Annotated in this window: 27 protein-coding genes; 5 read left to right on the top strand and 22 right to left on the bottom strand. The window is 37.6% G+C overall.

The window, feature by feature from the left end:
• Nucleotides 1-5: 5 nt before the first annotated feature.
• From LAV82_RS28035 to acpS, 8 genes are all read right to left on the bottom strand, one after another.
• On the bottom strand, nucleotides 6-407 hold the full coding sequence (locus tag LAV82_RS28035) for an anti-sigma regulatory factor (protein WP_013055007.1): 402 nt from the start codon (nucleotides 405-407) through the stop codon (nucleotides 6-8).
• A 3-nt stretch (nucleotides 408-410) separates the two neighbouring features.
• Nucleotides 411-767: an STAS domain-containing protein gene (locus LAV82_RS28030; protein WP_013055006.1), complete on the bottom strand. Its 357-nt coding sequence runs from the start codon at nucleotides 765-767 to the stop codon at nucleotides 411-413.
• A gap of 2 nt (nucleotides 768-769) precedes the next feature.
• The gene (gene rsbRA / locus LAV82_RS28025; protein WP_454844742.1) at nucleotides 770-1,606 is read right to left on the bottom strand and encodes an RsbT co-antagonist protein RsbRA; all 837 of its coding nucleotides are present in this window, start codon (nucleotides 1,604-1,606) and stop codon (nucleotides 770-772) included.
• A gap of 157 nt (nucleotides 1,607-1,763) precedes the next feature.
• Nucleotides 1,764-2,114, bottom strand: a complete 351-nt coding sequence (ndoA, locus tag LAV82_RS28020; protein WP_013055004.1) for a type II toxin-antitoxin system endoribonuclease NdoA — start codon at nucleotides 2,112-2,114, stop codon at nucleotides 1,764-1,766.
• A 4-nt stretch (nucleotides 2,115-2,118) separates the two neighbouring features.
• A complete protein-coding gene (locus tag LAV82_RS28015; protein WP_013055003.1) occupies nucleotides 2,119-2,400 on the bottom strand; it encodes a CopG family ribbon-helix-helix protein in 282 nt (93 codons plus the stop codon).
• Between the two features lie 200 nt (nucleotides 2,401-2,600).
• On the bottom strand, nucleotides 2,601-3,761 hold the full coding sequence (gene alr, locus LAV82_RS28010; protein WP_499717418.1) for an alanine racemase: 1,161 nt from the start codon (nucleotides 3,759-3,761) through the stop codon (nucleotides 2,601-2,603).
• Between the two features lie 143 nt (nucleotides 3,762-3,904).
• Nucleotides 3,905-4,963, bottom strand: a complete 1,059-nt coding sequence (locus tag LAV82_RS28005) for a LolA family protein (RefSeq protein ID WP_013055001.1) — start codon at nucleotides 4,961-4,963, stop codon at nucleotides 3,905-3,907.
• A 58-nt stretch (nucleotides 4,964-5,021) separates the two neighbouring features.
• A complete protein-coding gene (gene acpS, locus LAV82_RS28000; protein WP_029325479.1) occupies nucleotides 5,022-5,387 on the bottom strand; it encodes a holo-ACP synthase in 366 nt (121 codons plus the stop codon).
• 64 nt (nucleotides 5,388-5,451) lie between these two features.
• Between acpS and LAV82_RS27995 the strand changes: the two genes are divergently transcribed.
• Nucleotides 5,452-6,054: a rhomboid family intramembrane serine protease gene (locus tag LAV82_RS27995; protein WP_499717417.1), complete on the top strand. Its 603-nt coding sequence runs from the start codon at nucleotides 5,452-5,454 to the stop codon at nucleotides 6,052-6,054.
• Nucleotides 6,055-6,062: 8 nt separating this feature from the next.
• Here the strand turns inward: LAV82_RS27995 and uvsE are convergent, their stop codons facing one another.
• From uvsE to LAV82_RS27975, 4 genes are all read right to left on the bottom strand, one after another.
• Complete coding sequence (gene uvsE / locus LAV82_RS27990) at nucleotides 6,063-7,034, bottom strand: UV DNA damage repair endonuclease UvsE (protein ID WP_057237521.1); 972 nt, start codon at nucleotides 7,032-7,034, stop codon at nucleotides 6,063-6,065.
• Between the two features lie 94 nt (nucleotides 7,035-7,128).
• Nucleotides 7,129-8,640, bottom strand: coding sequence for a degradosome RNA helicase CshA (gene cshA / locus LAV82_RS27985; RefSeq protein ID WP_016762753.1), 1,512 nt, complete (start codon nucleotides 8,638-8,640; stop codon nucleotides 7,129-7,131).
• Between the two features lie 196 nt (nucleotides 8,641-8,836).
• Nucleotides 8,837-10,219, bottom strand: a complete 1,383-nt coding sequence (locus LAV82_RS27980) for a UDP-N-acetylmuramoyl-tripeptide--D-alanyl-D-alanine ligase (RefSeq protein WP_078081416.1) — start codon at nucleotides 10,217-10,219, stop codon at nucleotides 8,837-8,839.
• A 96-nt stretch (nucleotides 10,220-10,315) separates the two neighbouring features.
• On the bottom strand, nucleotides 10,316-11,398 hold the full coding sequence (locus LAV82_RS27975; protein ID WP_013054995.1) for a D-alanine--D-alanine ligase: 1,083 nt from the start codon (nucleotides 11,396-11,398) through the stop codon (nucleotides 10,316-10,318).
• A gap of 293 nt (nucleotides 11,399-11,691) precedes the next feature.
• Between LAV82_RS27975 and LAV82_RS27970 the strand changes: the two genes are divergently transcribed.
• From LAV82_RS27970 to LAV82_RS27960, 3 genes are read left to right on the top strand one after another with little or no spacing between them, the layout of a single operon-like run.
• Nucleotides 11,692-12,204, top strand: a complete 513-nt coding sequence (locus LAV82_RS27970; RefSeq protein WP_499717416.1) for an FMN-binding protein — start codon at nucleotides 11,692-11,694, stop codon at nucleotides 12,202-12,204.
• A 14-nt stretch (nucleotides 12,205-12,218) separates the two neighbouring features.
• The gene (locus LAV82_RS27965) at nucleotides 12,219-13,148 is read left to right on the top strand and encodes an FAD:protein FMN transferase (RefSeq protein WP_240530862.1); all 930 of its coding nucleotides are present in this window, start codon (nucleotides 12,219-12,221) and stop codon (nucleotides 13,146-13,148) included.
• Entirely contained in the window at nucleotides 13,132-14,019 is an 888-nt protein-coding gene (locus LAV82_RS27960) for an RnfABCDGE type electron transport complex subunit D (protein WP_499717415.1), read from the top strand. The genes LAV82_RS27965 and LAV82_RS27960 overlap by 17 nt, the downstream gene beginning before the upstream one ends.
• A gap of 15 nt (nucleotides 14,020-14,034) precedes the next feature.
• Here LAV82_RS27960 and LAV82_RS27955 read toward each other — a convergent pair whose 3' ends face one another.
• The 10 genes from LAV82_RS27955 to mscL form a co-directional block, all read right to left on the bottom strand.
• The gene (locus tag LAV82_RS27955) at nucleotides 14,035-15,270 is read right to left on the bottom strand and encodes a sensor histidine kinase (protein WP_499717414.1); all 1,236 of its coding nucleotides are present in this window, start codon (nucleotides 15,268-15,270) and stop codon (nucleotides 14,035-14,037) included.
• Nucleotides 15,263-15,940 carry a response regulator transcription factor gene (locus tag LAV82_RS27950; protein ID WP_013054991.1) on the bottom strand — a complete coding sequence of 226 codons (678 nt, stop codon included), beginning with the start codon at nucleotides 15,938-15,940 and terminating at the stop codon, nucleotides 15,263-15,265. Before LAV82_RS27950 ends, LAV82_RS27955 begins: the two co-directional genes overlap by 8 nt.
• Before the next feature lie 145 nt (nucleotides 15,941-16,085).
• Complete coding sequence (locus LAV82_RS27945) at nucleotides 16,086-17,198, bottom strand: acyltransferase (RefSeq protein ID WP_057274105.1); 1,113 nt, start codon at nucleotides 17,196-17,198, stop codon at nucleotides 16,086-16,088.
• A gap of 218 nt (nucleotides 17,199-17,416) precedes the next feature.
• A complete protein-coding gene (locus LAV82_RS27940) occupies nucleotides 17,417-18,490 on the bottom strand; it encodes an ABC transporter substrate-binding protein (protein WP_499717413.1) in 1,074 nt (357 codons plus the stop codon).
• Entirely contained in the window at nucleotides 18,487-19,293 is an 807-nt protein-coding gene (locus LAV82_RS27935) for an ABC transporter permease (RefSeq protein ID WP_013054988.1), read from the bottom strand. The genes LAV82_RS27940 and LAV82_RS27935 overlap by 4 nt, the downstream gene beginning before the upstream one ends.
• Before the next feature lies 1 nt (nucleotide 19,294).
• Entirely contained in the window at nucleotides 19,295-20,095 is an 801-nt protein-coding gene (locus LAV82_RS27930; RefSeq protein ID WP_013054987.1) for an ABC transporter permease, read from the bottom strand.
• The gene (locus tag LAV82_RS27925) at nucleotides 20,085-21,194 is read right to left on the bottom strand and encodes an ABC transporter ATP-binding protein (RefSeq protein ID WP_211079529.1); all 1,110 of its coding nucleotides are present in this window, start codon (nucleotides 21,192-21,194) and stop codon (nucleotides 20,085-20,087) included. Before LAV82_RS27925 ends, LAV82_RS27930 begins: the two co-directional genes overlap by 11 nt.
• A gap of 20 nt (nucleotides 21,195-21,214) precedes the next feature.
• Nucleotides 21,215-21,757: a helix-turn-helix domain-containing protein gene (locus LAV82_RS27920; protein WP_211079530.1), complete on the bottom strand. Its 543-nt coding sequence runs from the start codon at nucleotides 21,755-21,757 to the stop codon at nucleotides 21,215-21,217.
• 196 nt (nucleotides 21,758-21,953) lie between these two features.
• Entirely contained in the window at nucleotides 21,954-24,023 is a 2,070-nt protein-coding gene (locus LAV82_RS27915; protein WP_328255159.1) for a sulfatase-like hydrolase/transferase, read from the bottom strand.
• Nucleotides 24,024-24,218: 195 nt separating this feature from the next.
• Nucleotides 24,219-24,614 (bottom strand): large conductance mechanosensitive channel protein MscL, encoded by a 396-nt coding sequence (gene mscL, locus LAV82_RS27910; protein WP_211079532.1) that lies wholly within the window; start codon nucleotides 24,612-24,614, stop codon nucleotides 24,219-24,221.
• A 280-nt stretch (nucleotides 24,615-24,894) separates the two neighbouring features.
• On the opposite strand from mscL, the gene LAV82_RS27905 reads away from it, so the two are divergent.
• Entirely contained in the window at nucleotides 24,895-25,431 is a 537-nt protein-coding gene (locus tag LAV82_RS27905; protein WP_211079533.1) for a L,D-transpeptidase, read from the top strand.
• Nucleotide 25,432: the final 1 nt, after the last annotated feature.

The raw sequence follows: 25,432 nt of genomic DNA, 5'->3' as shown, positions 1-25,432 counted from the left end.
TCCTCCTACCGGAGCCACTTAACTGCTTTAATCTCAGTACCTTCTCCGACATTTGTTTCGATGTCAAACTCATCCATCAATCGTTTTACCCCAGGAAGCCCAGCTCCTAGTCCACCCGATGTTGAGTATCCATCCTCCATTACTTTGCGAACGTCGGGGATACCTGGCCCTTCATCTGTTGCTACGACAAGAAGACCGTTTTTTCCTCCACGATTTAATTTCTCAATATAGATTTGACCCTTACCCGCATATAGGTAAATATTACGAGCTAATTCAGAAATGGCGGTTGTAATACGAGCTTGGTCAACTGTTCCAAACCCTAGCTCTTTCGACACATTTCTACCTAATTGGCGTGCCGCTACGATGTCCCATTCTGTTACGATTTTTACGCTGGATTGGAATTCCATATACTAATCCCCCAATTCCGATTGGAGTTTCTCAAGACCTTTTTCTAAATCGAGTGCAGTAAGAACATCATTTAGGCCAATCCCTAACTCAACAAGTGTAATAGCTACTGCAGGCTGGATACCTGTTAATACTACTCTAGCCCCCATCAAATTAGACATGCTAACCACGTCACCTAACACTTTTGCGATGAATGAATCGATCATATCAATTGAAGTTAAATCGATTACCACTCCTTTTGCTCCAGTTTGATGAATTTTACTTAGCAAATCTTCTTGGAATTGAATAGCCGTTTGATCATCCAGCTCCCATTGAATGGATACCAATAAATAGTCGTACAATTTCAAAATGGGTATTCTCACGTTTATTCCTCCGATTCTATATCAACTATTTTCCGCTCAGTCATTTCTAACGCAAACTCTACGCCTTTTTTTAATGAGTTTTTCGTAATAATTTCGTTTAAGTTAATACCTAAGTTCACAATAGTCTGAGCAATTTCCGGACGAATTCCTACTAACAAACACTTGGCTCCAACCAAACGTACGGCTTCAGCAGCTTGAATGATATGATGGGCAACCATCGTATCCACTACTGGTACTCCGGTAATATCTATTAATACGACCTCTGATCGGTGCTTTACGACACCTTGCAATAAATTTTCCATAATTTTCTTCGCGCGGTCAGTGTCAATTGTTCCCACAAGCGGCATTACTGTAATTTTATCAAATACCGGTATTAATGGAGCAGACAATTCTTGAAGTGCAACTTTTTGCAACATAACTGTATTTTCCCACGAGTTGGAGTATTGTTCTACTATTTTGTTATAAATAGGGCTTAACCACTTATCAAACCGATAGAATAATTCAGAATGAGTTTGGTCAACCTTCACATGTTCACTGTTTACATACCCTTCAACCACTACGTGACCCAAGTTACGTATACCCTGTGTCAAATAAGCAAGAGGCCATCCTAAACTCACAACTCGTCCTACTACTTCCTCTAGTTCCTCTGCAAAATTTTCCTGATCACGGAATGCTTTTGCCAAAAGTAAATTTACAAAATCAGAGCTTACATTTACGTACACTTGCTCGGATACAATATTTTTAATCCGCTCTGTTTCCACATCATTCATTAACACTAGCCATCGATCAAAAATTTCTGATTTATGATTTTGTATATAATTGAATAAATCTTGATTCATGAGGTCCTCCTTGTGAGTCAATACACTCATTTATATCTATATATATATTATCATTTTTAAAACGTTTCTTATTACAATATACGTTTACTGATTATTCCTAGTCAAATTAAAAAAGTTGCTCATAAAGGAGCAACTTAGTATAAATGGAAGTATAATTCTAAAAGTCGATAAGTCCTACACTGATTTGCAAGGCTTCATCCACTCTGTCCATCATTTCATCATCTAAATGGGTAATCTTGTCTGTTAGCCTCTGTTTATCAATAGTACGAATTTGTTCTAGTAAAATAACTGAATCTCGCTCAAATCCATAGCGCTTTGCATCAATTTCAACATGCGTAGGTAACTTTGCCTTTTGAATTTGAGCAGTGATCGCAGCTACAATAACAGTTGGGCTAAAACGATTGCCTATATCATTTTGAATGACAAGTACAGGGCGAACGCCTCCTTGTTCTGAGCCAACAACAGGAGATAGGTCAGCAAAATAAACGTCGCCACGTTTGACTACCAAGTCATTACCCCCCGCTTACTAAACGATCCACAGTATGATCAGCTTCATACTCTGCTAGAAAAGCCTCGGAAGCAATATTTAAGTTTATCTTTGCCATCTCCATATATCCACGTCTCATTGATTCGCGAATATGGCGTTTTTTTCGCTCACGAAGGTACAATTTTGTTGCTTGGTGAATAAAATCACTTCGGTTGCCATTTTCTTGTTTAACCATAAGATCGAGCTCCGATACTAAATTTTTCGGTAATCTTACTAGGATTTCTGTAGTTGCGCTCGCTTCAGACACAAACATACACCTCCAACATCAATACACACACCAATAGTCTCATCTTTCCTTATCATAACATTGATTAGCTTTAATGGAAAGTTAATTCTGTCAATTTCTACACTATTATCGTCAATTGATACCCTCTTTTATGCATGGAAGTTATTATTTTATTGTCTTTTGTTCGCAGACTTTTTATGTTGACTCAGGAAGATGTATATTCAGCGCAAGATATAATTATTAACATCAATATGCTGCGAATCTCTTGTATAAACCCTCGGAACCCTTGCTGCAACCATGCAAGGGATTTCATAATTAATTGTTTCAAGATGCTTCGCTACTTCATCAATTGTAATTTCAGCACTTTTTTGTTTTCCAATAAATGTTACTTTTGTACCCGTTTTATACATTTTAGGTAATTTAATCATCAATTGATCCATGCAGATTCTACCAACAATTGGCACTTTAACTCCATCTACTAATACTTCAAAATTGCTTAATTTACGAATCCAGCCGTCTGCGTATCCTACTGGAATAGTAGCAATCCATTCATCTTCTTTAGCTTCATAAGTAGCTCCGTAACTGATATGACTCCCTTTTTTGACTTTTTTAACATGCACAATACGGCTGTGCAGCGAAAAAGCTTGTTTTAACGGAATTGGCAAGACTTCTTTTAATTCCTCAGAAGGACTCAAGCCATACATAGAGATACCTAAGCGTACGCCATTAAAGATATCTTTCGGACGACGAAGCAAGGCTGCGCTATTTGCACAGTGAATCATCGGAGGCGTAAAATTACACTCTTTCACAATTCGAACCATTTCTTCAAAGAATGTGTATTGTTCTTCAAAATAAGACGAGTTTAGCTCGTCTGCTGTTGCAAAGTGTGTAAACACTCCATCCAGCACGAATCCCGAATGAGAAGCGATGATCTTCATCGTTTCGTGTAATTCTTCTTTTGTTCTAACTCCCAAGCGACCCATGCCTGTATCTATTTTTAAATGCATATGCAGCTGACTGTTTTCATCTAGAATGGACGCCGCTTCTTCAATCCAAGCTTTGCTATAAGCAGTGACCGTTACATCCCACTCCAATGCAGTTTGAATGTGTAGGGTAGGCACGGCGCCTAATACTAAAATGGATTCCTTTATCCCTTTTTTCCGAAGAGCAATAGCTTCATCCAAAAAAGCTACAGCTAGCATATCAGCACCAGCTTGAAGCGCAATCTCTGCTACTTCTTTATCTCCATGCCCGTACGCATTCGCCTTTACTACGGCCATTAACGTTTTATGCCCCGGTATCAGTTCTCTTACATGATTCACATTTTGAAAAATGGCTTCTACATCAATTTCTGCCCATGTTTCTCTATAAAATGCATCCATTACTACGACACTTCCTTTTTTCAGAACCATTCTAAACGTACTTTCCTCTGTTAGTATAATACATCTATAGCCAAACTTCATCTCGATCTTTATTCAAATTAAGAAAGAATAAGCCTACATATATGCAGGCTTGTAAGCTTCTCTTATTTTCCCATCTGACTTTGCACAGATCTAGCAACTGTACTCAATTCATCTGGTGTTAGCTGATCAGAAGCCAGCATAAAGTCTACTCCATTATATGTCCAAGATAGACTTTTATCCGTTAAAGCTCCCACAGTAAAACCTAAATCAAATGGCTCTCCGGCAGTAACTGTAGATGTTGCTGTTTTAGCTACTTGCGCTTTTTCTTGTACAAGCGTAAACGGCTTTTCTCCTTTGTACATTAAAACGACTCTCTCGCCATTTTCCGTCTCAATTTTCTTTTCCTTGGACAGCTTTGTACCTTTTGGAACATCCTTAGGATAAAGGACGCTAAATGATTTCTGCTGAGCTAATGTCGGAACGTCAATCTTTGCACTTGTCATGTTTCTTTTTGTATCAAAAGCCCCTTTATCAAACTTAGAATCGAATTTCACCTTAGAGAAATCAACTTTTATTAACACTTTATTATCCGTATCCATAATTTTAACAGAAACAGGCGCTAAATCACTTTTGTTCAGCGTAATTTCTTGTTTAGGAAGCATCGTGCTATTTTGATAGTTGGTTTTTGTTTCAAAAATATAATGCTTATCCGTTGATTTAAAACTTGCCTTTTCATCCTTCACAATATCTTGGACAAGGGATTCATACAAATAAGCTTGGCTGCTATTTTGCGGCCAGTCACTTTGAAAACGAAAGCTTTTATTTAAGGCAGGCGTTAAAACAAAAACCCCTTCATCATTACGCAAAATCATTTGGCTTTGATCTTTCTTTGTATTTTTCAAATTCACTCGATAATACATAGGCTTACTATGCCAAATCTCTACATCGTATACTTGAGCATCTTTCCCTGTATTCAATGTCATCTTAGCATCTGATTTATACCCCGCCATTTCTTGTACCTTGGCATCCAATGCATCTGTTACATCCTGCTGACTTTTTTCACCGCATGCTGATAAGGCTAAGAGAAAAAAGGCGCAAACAAATAAGCCAATCCATTTTTTATGCATTTCCCCAACTCCTTTATTTCGTATATTCACAGCTAAACGGAGAAGCAAGAACATATCTTGTCTCCCCTATCCACACTATGAATATATGAACAAGAAATAGTGAATATGCAGACTAGCTTGACAAGCGTTCAATAATTACTTGAGCAATCGCATAGTGCGCACTGTGGGAAATAGATACGTGTACGGACGCGTCCAGTGGTTGTTTTGTAACAATGTGGGGTTTTCCTCTTTCATCATTCATGATTTCGATATCTTGGAAGCTGAAATCTTTTCCTATTCCTGTTCCAAGAGCTTTCGAATATGCTTCCTTCACAGCAAATCTTCCTGCTAAAAATTCGACCTTACGTCGGCTTGATAGCTTTTCATAGCGTTCTCTTTCATTTTTTGTTAAAATCCGAGTAACAAAAGCACTTTGACGCTGCACCATTTTTTCAATCCGCTCTAACTCTGTAATATCAATTCCAGTTCCTATAATCATTTTCATTTAATCCTCTCTTACAGAATAGTATATAAAAATGCCTTTATAAAAAGGAGTGACAAATATGTTCGTACGCACAGAAAATGCAGCTGAATTTAAACGTTTTTACCCTGTTACCTTCACGCTTATCTGCATCCACATTGCGCTATGGTTACTTGCCGCTCTTCCCTCAAACCTTGCAGAATCTTTTATACATCAGCTTATTGGTGTGAATAGCTTAATTTCTCAAGGAGACTACTGGCGACTTTTCACACCTATCTTTTTGCATCTAAGCTTTTTACACCTTCTTTTTAACTCATTTTCATTGTTCTTGTTAGGGCCAGGTGCTGAGCGTATTCTTTCTTCTTATAAGTTTCTTCTATTCTACCTTACGTGTGGATTTCTTGGAAATATCGTTACATTTCTAACCCAACCTTCTTTCTACAGCCATGTAGGTGCATCCGGTGCTATTTTCGGGCTGCTCGGGTTTTATCTCTACCTTGTAATAAAACAAAAGCATATGCTTTCTCAAAGTAACCAGCAAATCATTGTCGTCTTTTTAATTATTGGATTACTTTCAGGTCTGCTAACGCCAGGAACCAACAACACAGCTCATTTCGTTGGAGGTATTGCTGGATTTCTTCTCGCTTTTCTCGCGTTCAAACAGAAAAACAAGCCACAGATATGAGGCCTGCTTTAAGATTTAATATAAAAAGTGGATGAGTTAATAAATTCCACATCTTCATAAGACTTCAAGTCTCTTACTAACTGAAAGAGCGCTTCATCTTTTTTCTTAGCTTCAATCATGCAATCAATTTGCGGTATCGTTCCATTTACTTCTTTTAAAAAGCTGTAAAACCCATTGACATCGATATAATCTGCATGGGCTCTAAATTCTTTATCACTTTTAGGACTAGATATATGCATTTTTAGAGGAAGCGTTTCCTGTTCCCACGTTCTAATGATACGGTCCCAATGCTCTTGCCATGAAGTTTCATCATTGTTTGCCTGATGATGATGAAGATCAAAAATGATTGGGACATTTAGTTTTTCACATAAATACAAGACGTCCTTTATATGAAAGGTTGTATCGTCGTTTTCTAACATAATCATTTGCTGAAGGGATTGAGGTACAAGCCCCCAATTATGAATAAACTGCTCCAGTGCTTTTTCTTTATCATTATAAGCCCCTCCAACATGTAAAACACAGCGATTTTGAAGCGGAATGTCCATTCCTTTTAGCAACTTTTGATGCATGCGAAGAGTTTGGATAGAATGCTTAAAAACCTCTTTATCCGTTGAGTTTAAAACAACAAAATGATCCGGGTGAAAATCTACTCGCATTGGATGTTCCTTCAAAAATACAGAAATACGCTGAAGAGCATCCTTTAAAGGAGCTATGTAGTTCCAATCTTTTAGCGCCTCATGGTTAGCTAATGGGATTAACTTAGAACTGAATCGAAAAAACTCAATTTCACTCCACGCATTATGTTTTAATAACCGTAAGCAGTTTTCTAAGTTGGATATTGCAATACGTTCGAGCTTGCGAATGGCCGCTTCATGGTCTTTCACACGCTGAAATTGTGCAAAAGTCATTGTTTGAGAAGGAGAACTATTTTCCAAATGAACGCTCATCGCCACATAACCTAACCGAACAATGGTCGACATCAGTGAACACCCCATTTTATTTTACTCATAGTGTGCACCAATAAAATAGCAATTAACACATAAAAAAACGAGCCTGTTAAGGCTCGTTTTTATTTTACGCTTTGCTGCGAGAATCTTTACGATTACTGCTGCTATTACGATTTCTATTATCACTGCCGTTGCTTCCACCGCGACGCTTGTCACCAAAACGCTTTGAGTTTCCACGACGATTTTGCTGTGAGTAGTTTTTAGAGTTAGAACGTGAACGACCTCCGCCATTTCCACGTTTGTTTTTATCACCTTTTGCAATTACCGGTGGTTCAGCAGTTAATTGAATTGGTGATTCGTTTGGTTCTTTTGTAAATAATTTGATTGCTGCTGCCACTAATGAAACTGAATCGTGCTCTTCAAGTAACTCTTCTGCCAACTGTTTGTAGTAAGATAAGTTGCCTTGCGTCACAGATTCTGTTAATTTGTCAGCTGCAATACGCTGTTGACCTTCCATTGCTTCATCAAGCGTTGGAGGAGTAAGACGCTCCATTTTACGTTTTGTTGTACGCTCAATATTGTGTAACTGTCCAGTTTCTCTTGGCGTTACAAATGTCATAGCAGCACCCATTTTACCAGCACGTCCTGTACGTCCGATACGGTGTACATAGCTCTCTGGATCTTGAGGGATATCAAAGTTGTATACATGAGTAACACCAGAAATATCAAGTCCGCGTGCAGCTACGTCCGTCGCAACTAATACATCAATAGAACCTTCTTTAAATTGACGTAGTACAGATAGACGTTTCGATTGCGTCAAGTCACCGTGGATACCTTGTGCAGAATAACCACGCATATTTAATGCTTCTGATAGCTCATCAACACGGCGCTTTGTACGACCAAAGATGATAGCTAATTCAGGTGATTGCATATCTAAAAGACGAGTAAGGATATCAAATTTACGCTTTTCTTGTACTTCTAAATAATACTGCGTAATGTTTGGCATCGTTACTTCTTTTGCTTGTACTTTTACCACTTTTGGTTCGTTCATGAATTTTTCAGCAATGCGACGGATTGGAGTAGGCATTGTTGCTGAGAATAAAAGTGTTTGGTGGTTCTCAGGTACGTTTGATAAGATTTTTTCAATGTCTTCGATGAATCCCATGTTTAACATTTCATCTGCTTCATCTAAAATAACTGTATGAACATCTTGTAGACGAAGTGTACGACGATTAATATGATCTAGCATACGCCCTGGTGTCCCTACGATGATATGAGGGTGCTTTTTCAATGCACGAATTTGACGACTGATATCTTGACCACCGTAAATTGATAGCACGCGTACGCGCTTTGTTTGACCAATTTTGTAAAGTTCTTCAGATACCTGTACAGCAAGTTCACGAGTAGGAGCAATAATTAACCCTTGAATTGCATCTACGTTTACATCAACTTTTTCAATAAGAGGAATACCAAATGCCGCTGTTTTCCCTGTTCCTGTTTGTGCTTGTCCGATCAAATCGTGACCTTCTAGTGCTAATGGGATAGTTTCTGATTGAATTGGTGTTGCTTCTTCAAAACCCATTTTACTCACAGCTTTATTAAGCTGTTGACTTAATCCTAAATCTTGAAATAATGCCAAGTTTTTCAAACTCCTTTTATATTTAGACTATCTATATTTTACAAAAAAAAGCATTCTCCGAGGAAACGGAAAATGCTCTAAACGACTACTTCAATAAATTCAACGTTTAGAGTATAAGCGCCTCAAGACACTCAGACTACATCATAACACTATGGCTTTCCGTTTGCAATAGAGCTTACTTATACTCTTTTTAATATCACGGTAATTTATGCATCATTTTTGAGATAACTTCCTCAAGCTTCATCCCTCGAGATGCTTTCACTAAAACCACATCTTCTCTTGTTGTAATCGCTGTTAATTTTTTAACAAGCTCATCTTTCTCCTCAAAGTGCATTACCTTATCTTCTGCAAAATTATTTTTTGCTCCTTGCTCAATTTCAACAGATAAGGGGCCGTATGTTAGAACATAATCAATTTTTTCTGCTTGAATAAACTCTCCCACTTCTTTGTGGAACTCTTTTTCCTGATCACCTAATTCAAGCATATCGCCGAGAACAAGAATTTTTTGCTTATAGCCTTCTAAATCATGCATCAACGTAATAGCAGCTTTAACGGACGTTGGGCTTGCATTATATGCGTCATTAATGAAGGTCAGGCCATCTGTTCTTTTCACGAGCTCCATACGCATATTGGTTAGCTTTAATTCTTTTAATCCCTTAGCGATTGTTTCATTGTCTAGTCCAAAATAATGACCTACCGCAATAGCAGAAAGCGCATTGTGAACATTATGTTTACCTAATACCGGGATAAAGAATGAACATGTTGTTTCACGTGAAACAGTGAATGTTGTGCCTAACTCTTCAGCTGAAATAGCACTTGGATACAAATCGTTTTGTTCTGAGCTGCCAAATGTCACCGTTTCAAATACTGGATTAACAACGCGCGACGTTAAAAGTGGCTCATCACCATTATAGACAAGCTGACCTGTTGGCGCTAAGCCGCTTGTAATTTCTAATTTTGCCTCCGCAATTCCATCACGGCTTCCTAAGTCTTGAAGGTGCGATTCTCCGATATTTGTAATAATGGCCACATCAGGCTCCGCTAAATTAGAAAGAAACTCAATTTCCCCTCGGCTGCTCATGCCCATTTCTAAAACTGCAATATCATGAGTTTCATCTAAACGCAAAATAGTAAGCGGCATGCCAATGTGATTATTAAAGTTTCCATCTGTTTTCAGCACACGATAAGTTGTATCGAGCACAGCTTTCACCATGTCTTTTGCCGTTGTTTTTCCGTTACTTCCTGTAATGCCCACTACTTTAATATCTAACTCGTGACGATAAGATTTCGCTAATTGCTGAAGAGCTACTAGCGTATCATCGACTAAAATAACACTAATGTCTGTCGGTGGATTTTCTTCATCTTTGTTCCACAGTGTAGCGACCGCTCCGTTTTCAATTGCTTTATGAACAAATGTATGCCCGTTAAAACGCTCCCCTTTGATTGGGATATATAAATTACCTTGCTGAATGGTTCTCGTATCAATTGAGACTCCCTCAATTACAGCTGCTTCGTTCCCGCTATGAAATACACTTCCTGGAATCATTGTAGCTAGCTGTTTAAGCGTACGTTTAATCATTGTTGGTTTGCTCCTCTCGATATAAAGTAAACTATGGATAACATTAATTGAAACTAAACACAGAAACACTATTCATGATGAATAGTGTTGTGTGAGTTACATTGTGTGTTTAATTTGCTGCTTTTCGGTATGACGTTCAATTGCTAGTGATACAAGTTTTTCAATTAAATCTGGATATTCAACACCTGCGTGTTTCCACAATAACGGGAACATACTGAAAGGTGTAAAACCAGGCATCGTATTCACTTCATTAATAATGAATTTACCTTCTGATGTTAAGAAGAAATCTGCACGTACAAGACCAGATCCATCAATTGCTTTAAATGCTTTGATTGCTAGTGCTGACATTTCTTGATGCTGCTCTTCTGTAATTTCAGCTGGAATAATAAGACCTGTATCGCCGTCTTCATATTTGGCTTTGTAATCGTAAAACGCTTTTTTAGGTAAGATTTCTCCAACTACTGAACAAGCTGCTTCATCATTCCCTAACACACCAATTTCAACTTCACGACCAACTGCTGCTGCTTCTACAATGATTTTCCGATCGAATAAGAAAGCTTCAACAAATGCCGCTTCTAACTCTTCGCGGTTATCACATTTGCTAATCCCAACGCTTGAACCTAAGTTTGCTGGTTTAACAAAGCAAGGGTATCCAAGTGTTTCTACTTTTTCATAAGCAGCCGTTCGATCTGCTTCCCACTCGCGGCGGATAAATGATACGTACTCTACTTGAGGCAGACCTGCCTGTGCAAACAGCTGCTTCATTACAACTTTATCCATACCAGCTGCTGAAGCTAATACACCGTTTCCAACATAAGGAATATTCAATAATTCTAATAATCCTTGTACCGTACCATCTTCTCCATTTGGACCATGAAGAAGTGGGAAAATAACATCTAGCTGATCATCTGTTTTTGAATCTGTTAATGCAAACATTTCCGTATTCAATGAAACTGGTGAAATAGCAGTTCCGTTATCTTGAATTTCTAATTGAGCAACTGTTTCAAGCGGACCAGTCAGCTGTGTGCCGCGAATCCACTTTCCTGTTTCTGTAATGTAAATTGGATGCACTTCATATTTATCGTGGTTAATTGCTTTTGAAACTGCTAGAGCTGTTTGTAAAGATACTTTATGTTCAGCGGATTTTCCTCCGTATAAAAGGCCAAGCTTAATTTTCACTGATGTTCCTCCTAACACATATTCATCTTTTCTATTTTATCATGCACGTTTAGATAGTAAACAGAAATATTAACTATTATTACGTATGTCAAAATAGCTAGGCTTGTGAAAGAAATTCCAGCTTCTCCTTTCATTATTTAAAATGACCTTTTCACTTGGATCATTTATTTTCGAAAAAACTTTTTTGATTTTAAATCTTTTTTAAAAGTTTATTTGTAAAGTTTATTTATGCTAAAGACAACCATCAATAATCGAAACTATAGTTCTGGTACAAAACAGGAGGTTCAACAAACATGAGTAAAATGGGAAAGAAGATGATTGCTGCATGCAGCGTAGCCATTGGAAGTATTTATGCAACTGGTTATATAAACACTCTATCTGATGCACAAGCTGTTCAAGTCACACCTGCTCATCATCAGAAGAAAACGACAGATCAGACAGACAATCAAACGATTGTCAATGACAGCTGGGGAGAAGATATTGCTTCCTCTCATAAGAAACAGTCATCAGCGAGTGCCGAAAGTTCTGCTTCTAAAACAAAATACAAAGATGGAACGTATTCTGGCCAAGGAAGCAACCGTATCGGAACGGTCTACGTATCCGTGACCATTAAAAACGACCGAATTGATACCGTTGAAATTACAGAAGCGGATACTCACTATTCGGAAAGTTACATTGAGGGCCTTCCGACTCAAGTCGTACAAAGACAAAGCTCAGATGTCGACGTCGTGAGCGGAGCAACGCTTAGTACAGAAGATTTTCAAAATGCCGTGGACGACGCACTTCAGCAAGCAATGAATGCATAAAGGAGAAACGAATGATGTCCATAAAAACGTATAGCCGCTCTGTCTTATGTATGGGAACAACCGTGTCCATTCAAGTAATTGCTCCGCAATCAGATGAGGCAAATGTCCTTCACCACATCTCAAAGGCATTTACTATTTTTAAAACCGTTGAAACGACGTGCAGTCGATTTGATGCCAAAAGCGAAGTTATGAAACTAATTAGACATGTCAAAGAACCCGTTTCTGTTAGTCCTCTATTATTTGAAGCCCTTCATTTCGCTGTCTTAGTAGCAAATGAAACAAATGGAATCTTTGACCCAACGGTAGGAAAACAATTAGAAAACCGCGGTTTTAACGAACACTACTTATATGGAAAGCCCGTACAAGTGGACGAAGCAGTCGATTCTGGAAGTTATAAAGATATCGTATTGGATACACATAAAAAAACGGTTTGTTTACAAAAACCGATGATTATAGATCTTGGAGCGGTCGCCAAAGGGTTGGCGATTGATTTGGCTGCCCGCTCCCTTCCTTATCAGCATTTTATGATTAATGCAGGAGGAGACATCCTAGTTAAAGGACGCAATCAACACGGAGAGTTATGGAAAGTCGGGATTCAGCACCCTGGAATTCAAACGCAGTCATTACTGACTTTACGTGTAACAGATACGGCTGTCTGCACATCAGGAAATTATGCTAGAAAAAATAAGACGCAACCATTCATGCATCATTTGGTTAATCCCTTATCTCCATCCACTGGAAGCAGTCTACTGAGTTGTACAGCTATTTCTCCTTCTGCCATGCTGGCCGATGCATTATCTACGTCAGCTTTTATTTTAGGAGCGGAAAAAGGAATAAATTTATTGAATGATGCCGACATAGGCGGCGTACTCTTCGATTCTAGTTTCACTCCTTTTTTTACATCAGATATGGAGGAATTAATGAATTATGACCACACGTTCTGAACGAAGAAGCGGCGTTAAATATATCAGTACACCAAAAGGTTATATTATTGTAGATGAAAACAAACCAAAAGAAATAAGTCTTTGGGCGCAGCTAGTTAAAACACCAAAAAGATACGTGATGGCTATGCTGCTGCTTTTAACCTTATTAGGTGAATTCAACTCTTCTGCCTTTCAAGGATTAGGACACCTACTGCTTGCCGTATGCTCGGCGGCTGCCTTAGATTTAGGATTTTCTTTTGCTTATAAAAAGAAAATTCAGCTTCCTGACGGCGGAATTATTACTGGATTAATTATTGCCTTAGTGCTCAGCACCTCTACACCTGCTTGGGTCACATTTTGCACTGTAGCTGTTGCGATTTTATCCAAGCACTTCGTAAAAGTAAAAAAGAAGCCTATTTTTAACCCTGCCGCTTTTGGTCTTCTCTTTTCACTTATTGTCTTTTCAAGCGGCCAAAGCTGGTGGGGAAGCTTATCTTTACTACCCGTATGGCTCATTGTATTCGTATTTGTGACGGGGTACCTTGTGACGAGCAAGGTAAATAAATTCCCTCAAGTATTTGCGTTTTTGGGCGTGTATTTTGCTATTTTCACGATTATGTCATTAATAGGAGTAGGCGATGTAGCGGATGCTTTACGAGCTCCTTTTGTTAATTCCGCTTTATTTTTAGCCTTCTTCATGGTGACGGATCCGCCAACTTCTCCTGCCAAGTATAAAGACCAAATAAAATTTGGGCTGCTTGCGGGCGCGATTAGCGCTGTAGATTACTTAGTTTTTGGCGGCCTTGCCTATTTATTAATTGGCCTGTTACTTGCTAATGCATGGAAAGCGTGGAAGACTGCCAATAAAAAAGTGATGAAAAAAGCTGCCTGATGATAGGCAGCTTTTTCATAGCGGAATTTTCACGTGAAATTCCGTACCCACGTTTTTTTGGCTAAAAACCTTAATTTCTCCATCATGAGCTTGTACAATCCATTTGGCAATCGCGAGACCTAAACCTGACCCTCCTTCGGCACGTGCTCGGCTCTTATCACTTCGATAAAAGCGATCAAACACATATGGAAGGTCTTTCGCTTCAATTCCAATGCCTGTGTCTCTAACGATTAACGTCATAGAGTGATGATGTTTCTTTTGACTGATGTGAATGCTTTCTCCAGATGGAGTGTATTTAAAAGCGTTATCTAATAAAATCATACATAGCTGATGAAGTCGTTCTCGATCTCCTCCGCACATTAACGATTCAATTTCCCTTGTGAAGTGCAGCTCCTTTAGTTCAAATATGGGCTCAAATTGATTAGCTACTTTATCAACCAGCTCGCCCATATTAAAGACCGTTTTATTTAGCAGCTGGGCACTTGAATCAGATCTAGCCAGTGTTAGTAAGTTACCCACCAACTTCGTCATCCGCTTCACTTCGTTTAAGCTTTGATAAATATTTTCGCTTTCTTGCTCGATCGTATGATTTGGTCGTCTAAACAATAGCTCGAGATGCGTTTGCATCACGGAAAGAGGCGTTCTTAACTCATGGGAAGCATCTGCAATAAATTCGACCTGTTTGTTCCACGACTTTTGTATAGGTACAAGCGCTCGATTAGCTAAAAACAAGCCAGCTACAAGCGAAAGAAGCAGTCCAATAAACGCTGAAATGATAAGAAGAAAAGCAAGGTGCTCTAAGGTTTGAGTTTCTGGATCTACGTTTAAGACAAGTTGAATCGTTGAAACGTCTTGGTCTTTTATATATCCTTCGTTTTTCACATTCATCACTCGATAAGCATGACCGTTTACCTCTTGCGACGTTTGGGTTTTTCCTTCTGAGAGCGCAGGCTTAAAGTCGTCAATATCGTTTGTATATAAACCTTTTTTAGGTGTGATTTTGATTAGTTTTTTATCACTGCTCCAAAGTAAAAACGCAACGCGTCTTTCTGTTTCTCTCTCATTGTTTTCCTGAATTTCATGTAAGTTTCTTTTTTTAACTTGCTCGCTCATCTCACTTAACCGATTGTCTGGATTTAAAAAAATAACATGCTGCATATAAACATATAAAACTAAACTAAAAATGCTCAAAATAACCATCAGCACGATTGTGTTAAATAACACAAGCCTGATTCTCGTCTTTTTAAACATGCTCTTCCCCTTTTAACATAAAGCCTACGCCTCTCACTGTACGTACATAACCGTCACAATTAAAAGGCTGAAGCTTCTTTCTTAAATGGTGAACATAGACATCTACTACACCCACTCCTACGTCAGATGTAAATCCCCATACCCGATTAAAAATTTGATCTCGAATAAGGATTTGTTCTTTATTTCGAATAAAGTATTCCAAAAGCTGAAATTCTTTAATCGTTAACGTTAGGGCACTCCCATTTATCATAACTTCATGATTGGCTTCTCGTATAGAAATGGGACCATATGAAATCATGCCTTCTTCTGCCTGCAAGTCTCTGAGCATCACCCTTAACCTTGCAAAAAGTTCAGCCATAGCAAAAGGCTTAACCAAATAATCATCAGCTCCATAATCGAGCCCTTTCACTCGATCTTCTACACTATCTTTTGCAGTGAGAAAAATAACTTTCGTCAGCACCTTTTGTTTTCTTAGCTTTTTTAGTATGTCAAGCCCTGTCATACCCGGCAGCATAATATCTAAAATCAAGGCATCATAAATATTCTGCTCTGCTAAAAACAAACCTTCATCTCCTTCAGACGCACAATCAACTTCATATCCTTCTTCTTTTAAGCCTTCTACGATACCGTGTAATAATGAAGCATCATCTTCTACCACAAGTACACGCATATCAAACTCCCCCTTTTGTGAGTACCTAAGTAAGCATTATCTTAGCATGTCACTTTTAAAAATATTTTAAAACTAGCGTGTTATCATCTCTTATACTTTATAAAAAAAGTTATGCCTGCAAGCAGACATAACTTTTAACTAAACGCTATTTATGATCCGGACGTCGGTAAATGAACACCGCTTCTTTTGGCAGTTTACCAAACAAAAAGCTAGCAAACGGTAAAAGACGATGACATCCCCAAATGATGAGGTAACAGCCCGCTAATGTTAGAATATAGCGTGCCAAGATTTCAAAGTGAAACATGTAGTTGCCTTGTATTGGTACTGCTTTTGCCACAAAGTTTAAAACCATTGGGTGAATCAAGTAAAATCCAAACGAATACATGGCAATATTTTTAACAATCGTCACAGACTTCACAGAAAGCTTTTCAGCTAATATCTCTGCAATTCGGAAGAAGAAATAACTTCCAGCGACCAAATAAAGCGTATTAACAGCCTCATACGTAAAGCCTGAAATTTGGATTGTCTTCATTGTGTACAAGTGATAATTTAACAGTGAAATAGCTATTCCCGATCCGAGCGTCACTAGAAATAATACAATATTCGAACGACTGTACTTTTTATCCACTTGCTCACGATAATAAATGCCAATCCAACCGCCGAGTAAAAACGTAGCCATTGTATTTAAAAATAAATTAAATGAAGTGATATGATACGTATTGTTAAGCATTAAATAACCAAGCTGAATGATAATGCCAAACAGCCACATGTATTTTTTAAAAATGGTTACTTTTTGTGCTAGCCATACAAAAACCGGCAGCACGAGATAAACTTGTACAATTAAAAAGATAAAATGAAGCTGATAGTAGGACTCTCCGCGTAAAATACGTTTCACAATATCAGCTGCATTTAATTCTGTTGCTCCTACATAGTACGAATAAAATTCATAAATAAGTGCCCAAATAATATAGGGAACCAAAATATATGTCACTCTTCGAGCATAATACGTTTTCCATAAAGTCTTTGTTAAAGGCTTGTTAATATAACTATAAAAGAAAACCAAACCTGTGATCACAATAAAGATCCCTGCTTCAATTCGAACAATTCGGTTAAGAAAATGATATTTCTGATAAGCTTCGCTTGCAAATGGCAGTACCGTTGCATATGCTGCTGTTACATGTACGAGCACAACCATCATCATAGCGAATAATCGTAAAAAATAAATGGATTGAATATGCTGCTTTTGTTTTTGCTTCACTTTTTCTCTCCTATATAATGTGAAATATAAATTCTAGATGAATAATAGAACATTCAATTTTTTCTTATCTTTCCCGTTTTACAAATAAAAAAGCTAATAACATAAAATAAATGTTATTAGCTTTACTCGTTTGTATTTTATCTTTCCTCTTTCTATCACGCAACTGAATTTACAAAAACAATAAAGAACTTAAGTATAAAGACCTAATTAAGTTCCTTTTATTTACGGTGCATTTTAAATTCTAAAAATAATTCATTGTAATAAGCAAGCATTCGTTTGCCTAAGTTATTATATACTTCAAGCTTTTTTGTTAGTTCTTCCTCTGGATAAAAACGTTCATCTTCCGCTACTTCTTTTGGCAAATAATCTAACGCTTGTTTATTAGGCGTAGAATACCCTACATATTCCGCGTTTTGAGCAGCGTGTTTAGGATCTAACATAAAATTCATGAATTTATGTGCGCCTTCTACGTTTTTAGCCGTTTTGGGAATAACCATGTTATCAAACCATAAATTTGAACCTTCTTCTGGAACAACGTAATTCAGCTTATCGTTTTCACTCATAATTTCAGAAGCATCGCCTGACCAAACAACGCCAATTGCCGCTTCTTCATTTGCTAGGAGCATCTTAATCTCGTCTCCTACAATGGCTTTAACATTTGGTGTTAATGTATCAAGCTTTCTTTTTGCTTCTTGAAGATGGGCTTTATTCGTATCATTTAATGAATAATTTAAGCTGTTTAGCCCCATTCCCATCACTTCTCTAGCGCCATCTGCAAGTAAAATTTGATTTTTCAGCTTAGGATCCCATAAATCATCCCAACTTTTTATCTTCTTACCATGAATCATATCAGAGTTGTACACAATACCCACAGTTCCCCAAAAATAAGGAATAGAGTACTTATTGCCAGGATCAAAGGATAAGTCTAAAAAACGCGGATTAATGTATTTTAGATTAGGCAGCTTCGAATGATCAATTGGCAATAGTAAATTTTCTTCACACATCTTGCTAATCGCGTACTCAGAAGGCACAGCAATATCAAATGTCGTACCGCCTTGTTCAATTTTGGTCATCATTGCTTCATTCGAATCAAAAGTCTGATAAATGACTTTAATTCCGGTTTCTTTTTCAAACTGATTCACTAAATCAGGATCAATATAATCTCCCCAATTATAGACAGTCAGCGTATCTCCTCCAGAGTATCCTTCGGCATTGTTCAAATGATGAACCACATACATAAGAACGAAAGAAAGGATGACGATGAAGATAAACGGCTTTGCTAATTGCTTCATTTTCCAGTCGCCACCCCTTTCACTTTATTGCTATATCGCTGACTGATAAAGTAATAACCAATTACAATCAGCACGGTAAACATGAAAATAAGAGTAGAAAGAGCATTGATTTTCAGCGAGACCCCTCTTCTTGCTAACGAGTAAATTTCTACTGAAAGCGTGGAAAAACCGTTCCCGGTCACAAAGAACGTAACCGCAAAGTCATCCAAAGAGTAAGTTAAAGCCATAAAAAAGCCTGCAAAGATACCAGGACGAATAAATGGCAATACCACTTTCGAAAGTACTTCAAAGCGGCTTGCTCCCAAATCACGGGCTGCATCGAGCAGTGTCGGACTCATTTCCTGCAGCTTAGGCAGAACCATGATGACCACAATCGGTACACTGAATGCAATATGCGCTAATAATACCGATATAAATCCGAGCTTTACACCGATAATGGTAAATAGAATTAAAAAAGATGCTCCAATAATAACATCTGGACTCACAATTAACACATTATTAAATGTTAACAGCGTATTTTGAACACGTCTGCGCTTCACGTATACGATAGCAAGTGCCCCTATCACGCCAATAATAGTTGAAATAACCGAAGACAATAGAGCAATAATAAGGGTATTCAAGACAATAATAAGCAAACGTGTGTCTTGAAACACTTCTTTGTACCAATCTAACGTAAACCCTTCAAATTCACGCATGTTCCCTCCGCTGTTAAAAGAGTAATACATTAAATAAAAAATGGGCGCGTATAAAATGAAAAACACAAAAAATAAATAAAGGTGGCTGAACTTCCACTTTCTCTTCATTTTACACACCTCTCTTTCCAGTGCCTGTTATGAGCATCATAACGGCCATCGCAATAATTAAAAAGACGGCTATTGTGGCGCCCATGCCCCAATCCTGCGTCACTAAAAAATGTTGTTCAATCGCTGTTCCCAGTGTAATGACGCGGTTTCCAGCAATTAAACGCGTAATCATAAAGAGTGATAGTGCTGGAATAAAAACAGCCTGACAACCTGATTTAACCCCTTCTAGCGTTAGCGGAAATACCACGCGCTTAAATGTCACCCATGAAGATGCCCCCAAGTCTCGCGAAGCGTAGATAAGCGAGGGATTAAGTTCTTCTAAAGAGTTAAAGATCGGCAAAATCATAAAGGGGATAAAAATATACACCGATACAAATACAAAACTAAAGTCAGTAAATAAAATTTGATGAGTACCAAGTCCCAGAAATTCAGTAAACTTATTAACCGTACCATACGTGCCAAATATACCTAAAAAAGCATAAGCTTTTAATAATAGGTTAATCCACGTCGGTAAAATAATCAGTAGAAGCCAAAGCTGCTTGTGCTTAAGCTTCGTTAGTAAATAAGCTGTAGGATAAGAAAAAACCAATGAAAATAACGTAATTAAAAAAGCATACCAAAATGAACTCAGTGTCATCTGTAAATAAACTGGGGTAAAAAATTTCTTATAGTTTTCAAGCGTCAGCTCATTATCGATGCTGAAAAAAGAATAATAGACAACTAATACAATGGGAGCAACTACAAAAAGCAAAATCCATAACACGTAAGGGACTAAGTAAATATTTCTTGATTTAGTTTGCATCGTAATCCTCTTCATAACCTTCGAGTCGCTTATCGAATTCTTCTTCCGTTTCATTAAATCGCATAACATGAATAGCTTCAGGTTCAAAATATAAACCAATTTCTTCGCCAACCGTTGCCTTTTTCGTAGAGTGAACGAGCCACTCATTCCCTGCATGGTCATAGCCTAAAATTTCATAATGGACTCCTCTGAACAGCTGTGAATCTACACGAACCTGCAGCTTTCCTTGATCGGAGCTTGTAATGGCTAAATCTTCAGGACGAATCACAATTTCAACCTGCTCATTTTGGTTTAATCCTTGATCAACACATTCAAATTGCTGGCCGCCAAACTCCACTAAAAAGTCAGCAATCATTTTACCTGGTACAATATTTGATTCACCAATAAAATCGGCAACAAAACGATTAATTGGCTCATCATAAATATCTGTAGGTTCCCCGCTCTGCTGAATTCTTCCTTTATTCAAAACAAAGATTTCATCGGACATCGCAAGCGCTTCTTCTTGATCGTGCGTAACAAAAATGAACGTAATACCTAGACGACGCTGTAATTCTCTTAACTCGTATTGCATTTCCGTACGCAATTTTAGATCAAGAGCTGAAAGCGGCTCGTCCAGCAAAATGACTTCGGGCTGATTTACAATTGCTCGTGCAATTGCTACGCGCTGTCTTTGGCCGCCCGACATTTCCTTTATTTCTCTGTTTTCATATCCTTGTAAGTTAACAAAACGAAGGGCTTCTTTAACTTTTATTGTAATATCAGCATTTTTCATCTTCTTGATTCGAAGACCAAATGCTACATTTTCAAATACATTCAAATGGGGGAAAAGCGCGTAGTCTTGAAAAACCGTATTAACCTGACGTTTGTTAGCCGGAACATCATTAATTCTTTTCCCATTAAAATAAATCGTTCCGCTTGAGGCTTCCGTAAAGCCTGCAATTAATCGTAAAATCGTTGTCTTTCCACATCCCGATGGACCTAAGAGGGTATAAAATTTCCCTTTTTCAATTTCAAAGCTTACATGATCCAATACAACTGAATCATTATCATATTGCTTGGTCACATTTTCAAATTGAATAATTGTATTCGTAGATGTCATTTCACTTCACCTCTTTTGTTCTATAAATAAGACTCTGTCGCCACGATAATTAACTCTGTTATTCCGTCATGAGCATTTAAAATCTGATGTTCTTCAGAAGCTTGAAAATAGATGGTTTCTCCTTGTTTGGCTTCATATATTCTGCCTCCAAGCTTCACCTTCACACACCCGCGCAAAATGTAGCCAAACGTTTCTGAAAGGGAAGGCTCAAATCTCTTAAATGCACCTTTTTCATGAAGAATAAGACGAATTGGCTCCATTTCTTTTTCATTTGATTCATGCACAAGCCACTGAATATGGTAACCTTTTTCTTCTTCGCAATAACTCGTGTAGTCTTCCTCTCTGTATACAACCTTTTGAACATGCGTATCAATTTCGAAGAATTCTTTCGGTTCGCATCCTAGCACTTCCAAAATACTAAAAAATGTTTCTAAAGACGGCGAACTTAAATCGCGCTCTAGCTGCGAAATATAGCCTTTGCTTAAATCAGTACGTTCTCCTAGCTCTTCTTGTGTTAAACCTTTTTTTAATCGTAAATTTTTAATTTTCTTTCCTATTTCCATACTCTCGATCCTCAACTGTATTTAAAATTAGCAAACAGCATGAATGATTGTTCATGCTGTTCCAAACTCAAGTTTTGTTTTACTTAACTTAAAGTTTACTTTTAACCTTAAAATATTATACATGAATTATTTTTTAGTACAACCTTAAACACTTAAAAAATAAAAAACTCCTTTTATTTAAAAGGAGTTTTTATTTTTATTTATACAACTTATGCGTTTCGTACTGTTTCCCGGATAATGTATCAAACTCAACTTCATGGTAATCTTGAAGGTCTTTTGCAGCTTTTTTAGATAGCGCTGCCGGATCATCCACTAGCTTTCCTTTTGAATCTATATACATATTTGAACGAAAAGCCGGCACTTCTGTTTTCATTTGATTCAACTGATCGTAGAACAGATTACTTTTGTAACCAAGAGATTGAGCAAGCGTCGGAGCAATATAAATAGGACTCATCGTACCGAGATTTTTATCTATTTTCGTATCGTAATTAGATAAAAATAAGAGCGGCGTCTCATAAAATTTTTGAGATGTTTGCTGCGTTTTCTCGTTTCCAAAACCCGTTTCTTTGTAAGCTTGAAGGTTTTGTCCAAGTGCTGGCAAATGATCTCCCCAAAATACTACAATGGTTGGCTCGTCCAGCTTTTGAATTTCATCGTTCAATCGTTTTAAAGCAGCATCTGAACGTTTAATTCCTTCAGCATAAATTTCAATTTCCTTTTGCATTTCCGGTGATAACCCTTTACCGGTTACTTTAATGGTTTCCTGACCGTTATACTTATCCGCTGAATAAGGAAGATGATTTGCAATCGTTACAGCATGCACAAATGCAGGCTTTTTCGACTGACGAAGCGTATCGAGTACTTCATCAACTACCGCTTCATCGGAAACAAATTCTTTGTTATCTTTTTGCGTATGCTTCATTTGATCAATAAACTTCACTTGATCAAATCCCAAATTTGGATACACATTTTGCCTCATATAAAGCATACCGCTGTTTGGATGCATAGCTGTTGTAGCATAGCCTTGTTTTTCTAAATAAGAAACAAAAGACGGATATTCTTTTTTACTCAATACATGCTGATAAGGAAGGCCTCCAGGGTTAAAGAAAGACAAAGAGTAGCTCGTCAGCGCTTCAAATTCCACATTAGCTGTCTCCCCGCCAAATGAAGGACTTAAAGACCACCCAGAAGGATATTTCTTTTGAAGTTCTCTTGTATTTTTCATTGGATCTTCAGAGAACGTCACGCTAAGCTTTGTTGGGTCCCAAAACGTTTCGTTCATCACAAACACGACGTTTGGTTTGACTTCAGCATTGCTTTCTTGTGTTTTCTCTTCCTTTGACTGAATCCGCTTTGCCACTCTGGCCATTACTTCTTGTGAGTAGTCATCCGGCTCTTGCAGCACATCTGTTTTAACATTTGAAATCATGCCAATAACAGGTCCATTATAGTAATAATTATTTTGCTGATTCCAAGGCATCAGCGCAGCATATTGATCATAATATTTCTGAGCAAACGAGTGTTCAAAGAATAAAAATGATTTCATTAAAAAGATGAGCGGCAGAATCATAATAATTCGAAGAAACCATCGAATTTTAATTTTCGGCAAGAAAAACCAAAGAGCGATCAGTACGACAATGGATCCAATAACTCCTATTACAATAGGAATTGAAATCGAATCTTTAATCATCGGAATAACTTCTTTTAACTGACTCGCCTGAATAAAATCGTTTGGGAACAATGGTTCATTTCGAAAGATTTTTTTATAATAGTTTACAAGAGCTAAAATAAAATACAGAACAAAGGTAATCCCAGCCCCTAAATAAGCTTCTCCTACTAGCATAATGATCGCTAGTGTTAACAGCGAAAGTAAAAATACCGTAAAAAGATAGCGTTCGGGATATGCTTGCATCCACTCTATTGTTTTGCCTGGATTATGTATATCAATATGATATATAACAAAAACCATAGCAGAAACCGCTGCTACCGCAATTGAAAACACAATTGCCGTAAAAATGGCATACCACTGCGAACCTTGTATTCTCTCTATCTGATTAAATCGAAGTAGCAAATAGAAAGTGAGCGCCCATAAGACAAGTGAGCATCCCCCTATTAATACTACGAACCCAGCTGTATGGATTTGAGCCCAGTCAAACAACATTTTTGTGTCATTTGATACATTAAACATAACAACACTGTATAAAAAAACGCTAAGCAGGCCATACGCTGCCAGCATTGGCAAAGAACGATACAAATGTTTAAACATAACCTTAAGCCTCCTATTTACAATATCTTAACACTTTTAATATGATTTTAACATTCCTATCTCTCTCACTTTCACGCCTAATTTTCCCATGATTATACCACTAACATTTCCCGAGAAATTTCACCCGAAAAAAGCCCGCTTTTCTTATGAAAAGACGGGCCTCTTAGCCGTTTTATACGTATGTGAAAATTGCTGTTATGAACGCTCTTTTACTGCTTGTGCTTTTAGCAAATCACGAATTTCTGTTAAGATCTCTTCTTCTTTTGACAGAACAGCCACTTCTTCCTCTACTTTCTCTTCTTCTTTTCTCTTAAAACGATTAAAGAAACGAATAAATAAGAAAATCGAGAATGCGACAATTAAGAAATCAACAATTGTTTGAATAAAAGATCCATATAATACCGTAGCTTTTCCAACTGTGAAGGATAAATCTTTAAAGTCTATCCCTGCTAACAACAAACCAATCAGCGGCATAATAATATCATTTACAAGAGACGTTACAATTTTTCCAAATGCCGCTCCAATAATAACACCGACAGCTAAATCCAATACATTTCCACGCAAAGCAAACTCTTTAAATTCTTTAAGCATCTGTTTCTTCCACCTCCTGCCCTTCATTTCAAACTTTCATGATAATACATCCTAAATTAAACATACAAGGTGCATTTTCACTTTTCTCTTTTTTATGAGATATATACCAGACCTTTAGTTGTATTTCTGCCCAGATTTTTACTTTATATTCGCTTATAAATAAAATGCACTTTCAGTTTTCATTCAGGAAAGGTTCATATTCAGTCCATTTTCCTTTTATACACTAATAACATGTAATTCATCAAATATGTAAACGAACAATAGAGGAGATGGCTAGAACGTGAGAAAAATTATACTGCGAGCAGCTGCTTTATGCCTCGCAGCTATTATCAGCATTTCTTATACAGCAAGTGCGGCGAATGCAAGTGAAAACGCAACAAGTGGAGATTTAATTATTATTAATAAAAAAACAAATCAGCTTGCTTATTTTCATAATGGAAAGTTAGAAAAGACGTATTCAGTAGCTACGGGAAAAACATGGAGCGATACGCCGGTAGGCTTTTTCAAGATTGTTAACAAAATTAAAAATCGCCCTTACTATACAAAGCATATTGCAGGAGGCGCTCCTAATAATCCTCTTGGCTCTCGCTGGCTAGGGCTTAATGCAAACGGCACAACCGGCGACACATACGCTATTCACGGCAATAACTCAGAAGATAGCATCGGCAAATATGTAAGCCACGGCTGCGTACGAATGCATAATGCGGATATCGAAGAATTATTTGATAAAGTGGCAGTAGGAACATCTGTAACTATTACCTATTCATCAAAAACCTTCGAAGAGCTGGCAAAGGTATACGGCTACGGGCAGCCATGAA

It is taken from the genome of Bacillus sp. ILBB4 (genome assembly GCF_035064545.1).
In the GTDB taxonomy this organism is placed as follows: domain Bacteria; phylum Bacillota; class Bacilli; order Bacillales; family Bacillaceae_H; genus Priestia.
Note: the sequence above shows the minus strand (reverse complement) of the source record. Positions and strands in the feature narration are given on the sequence as shown.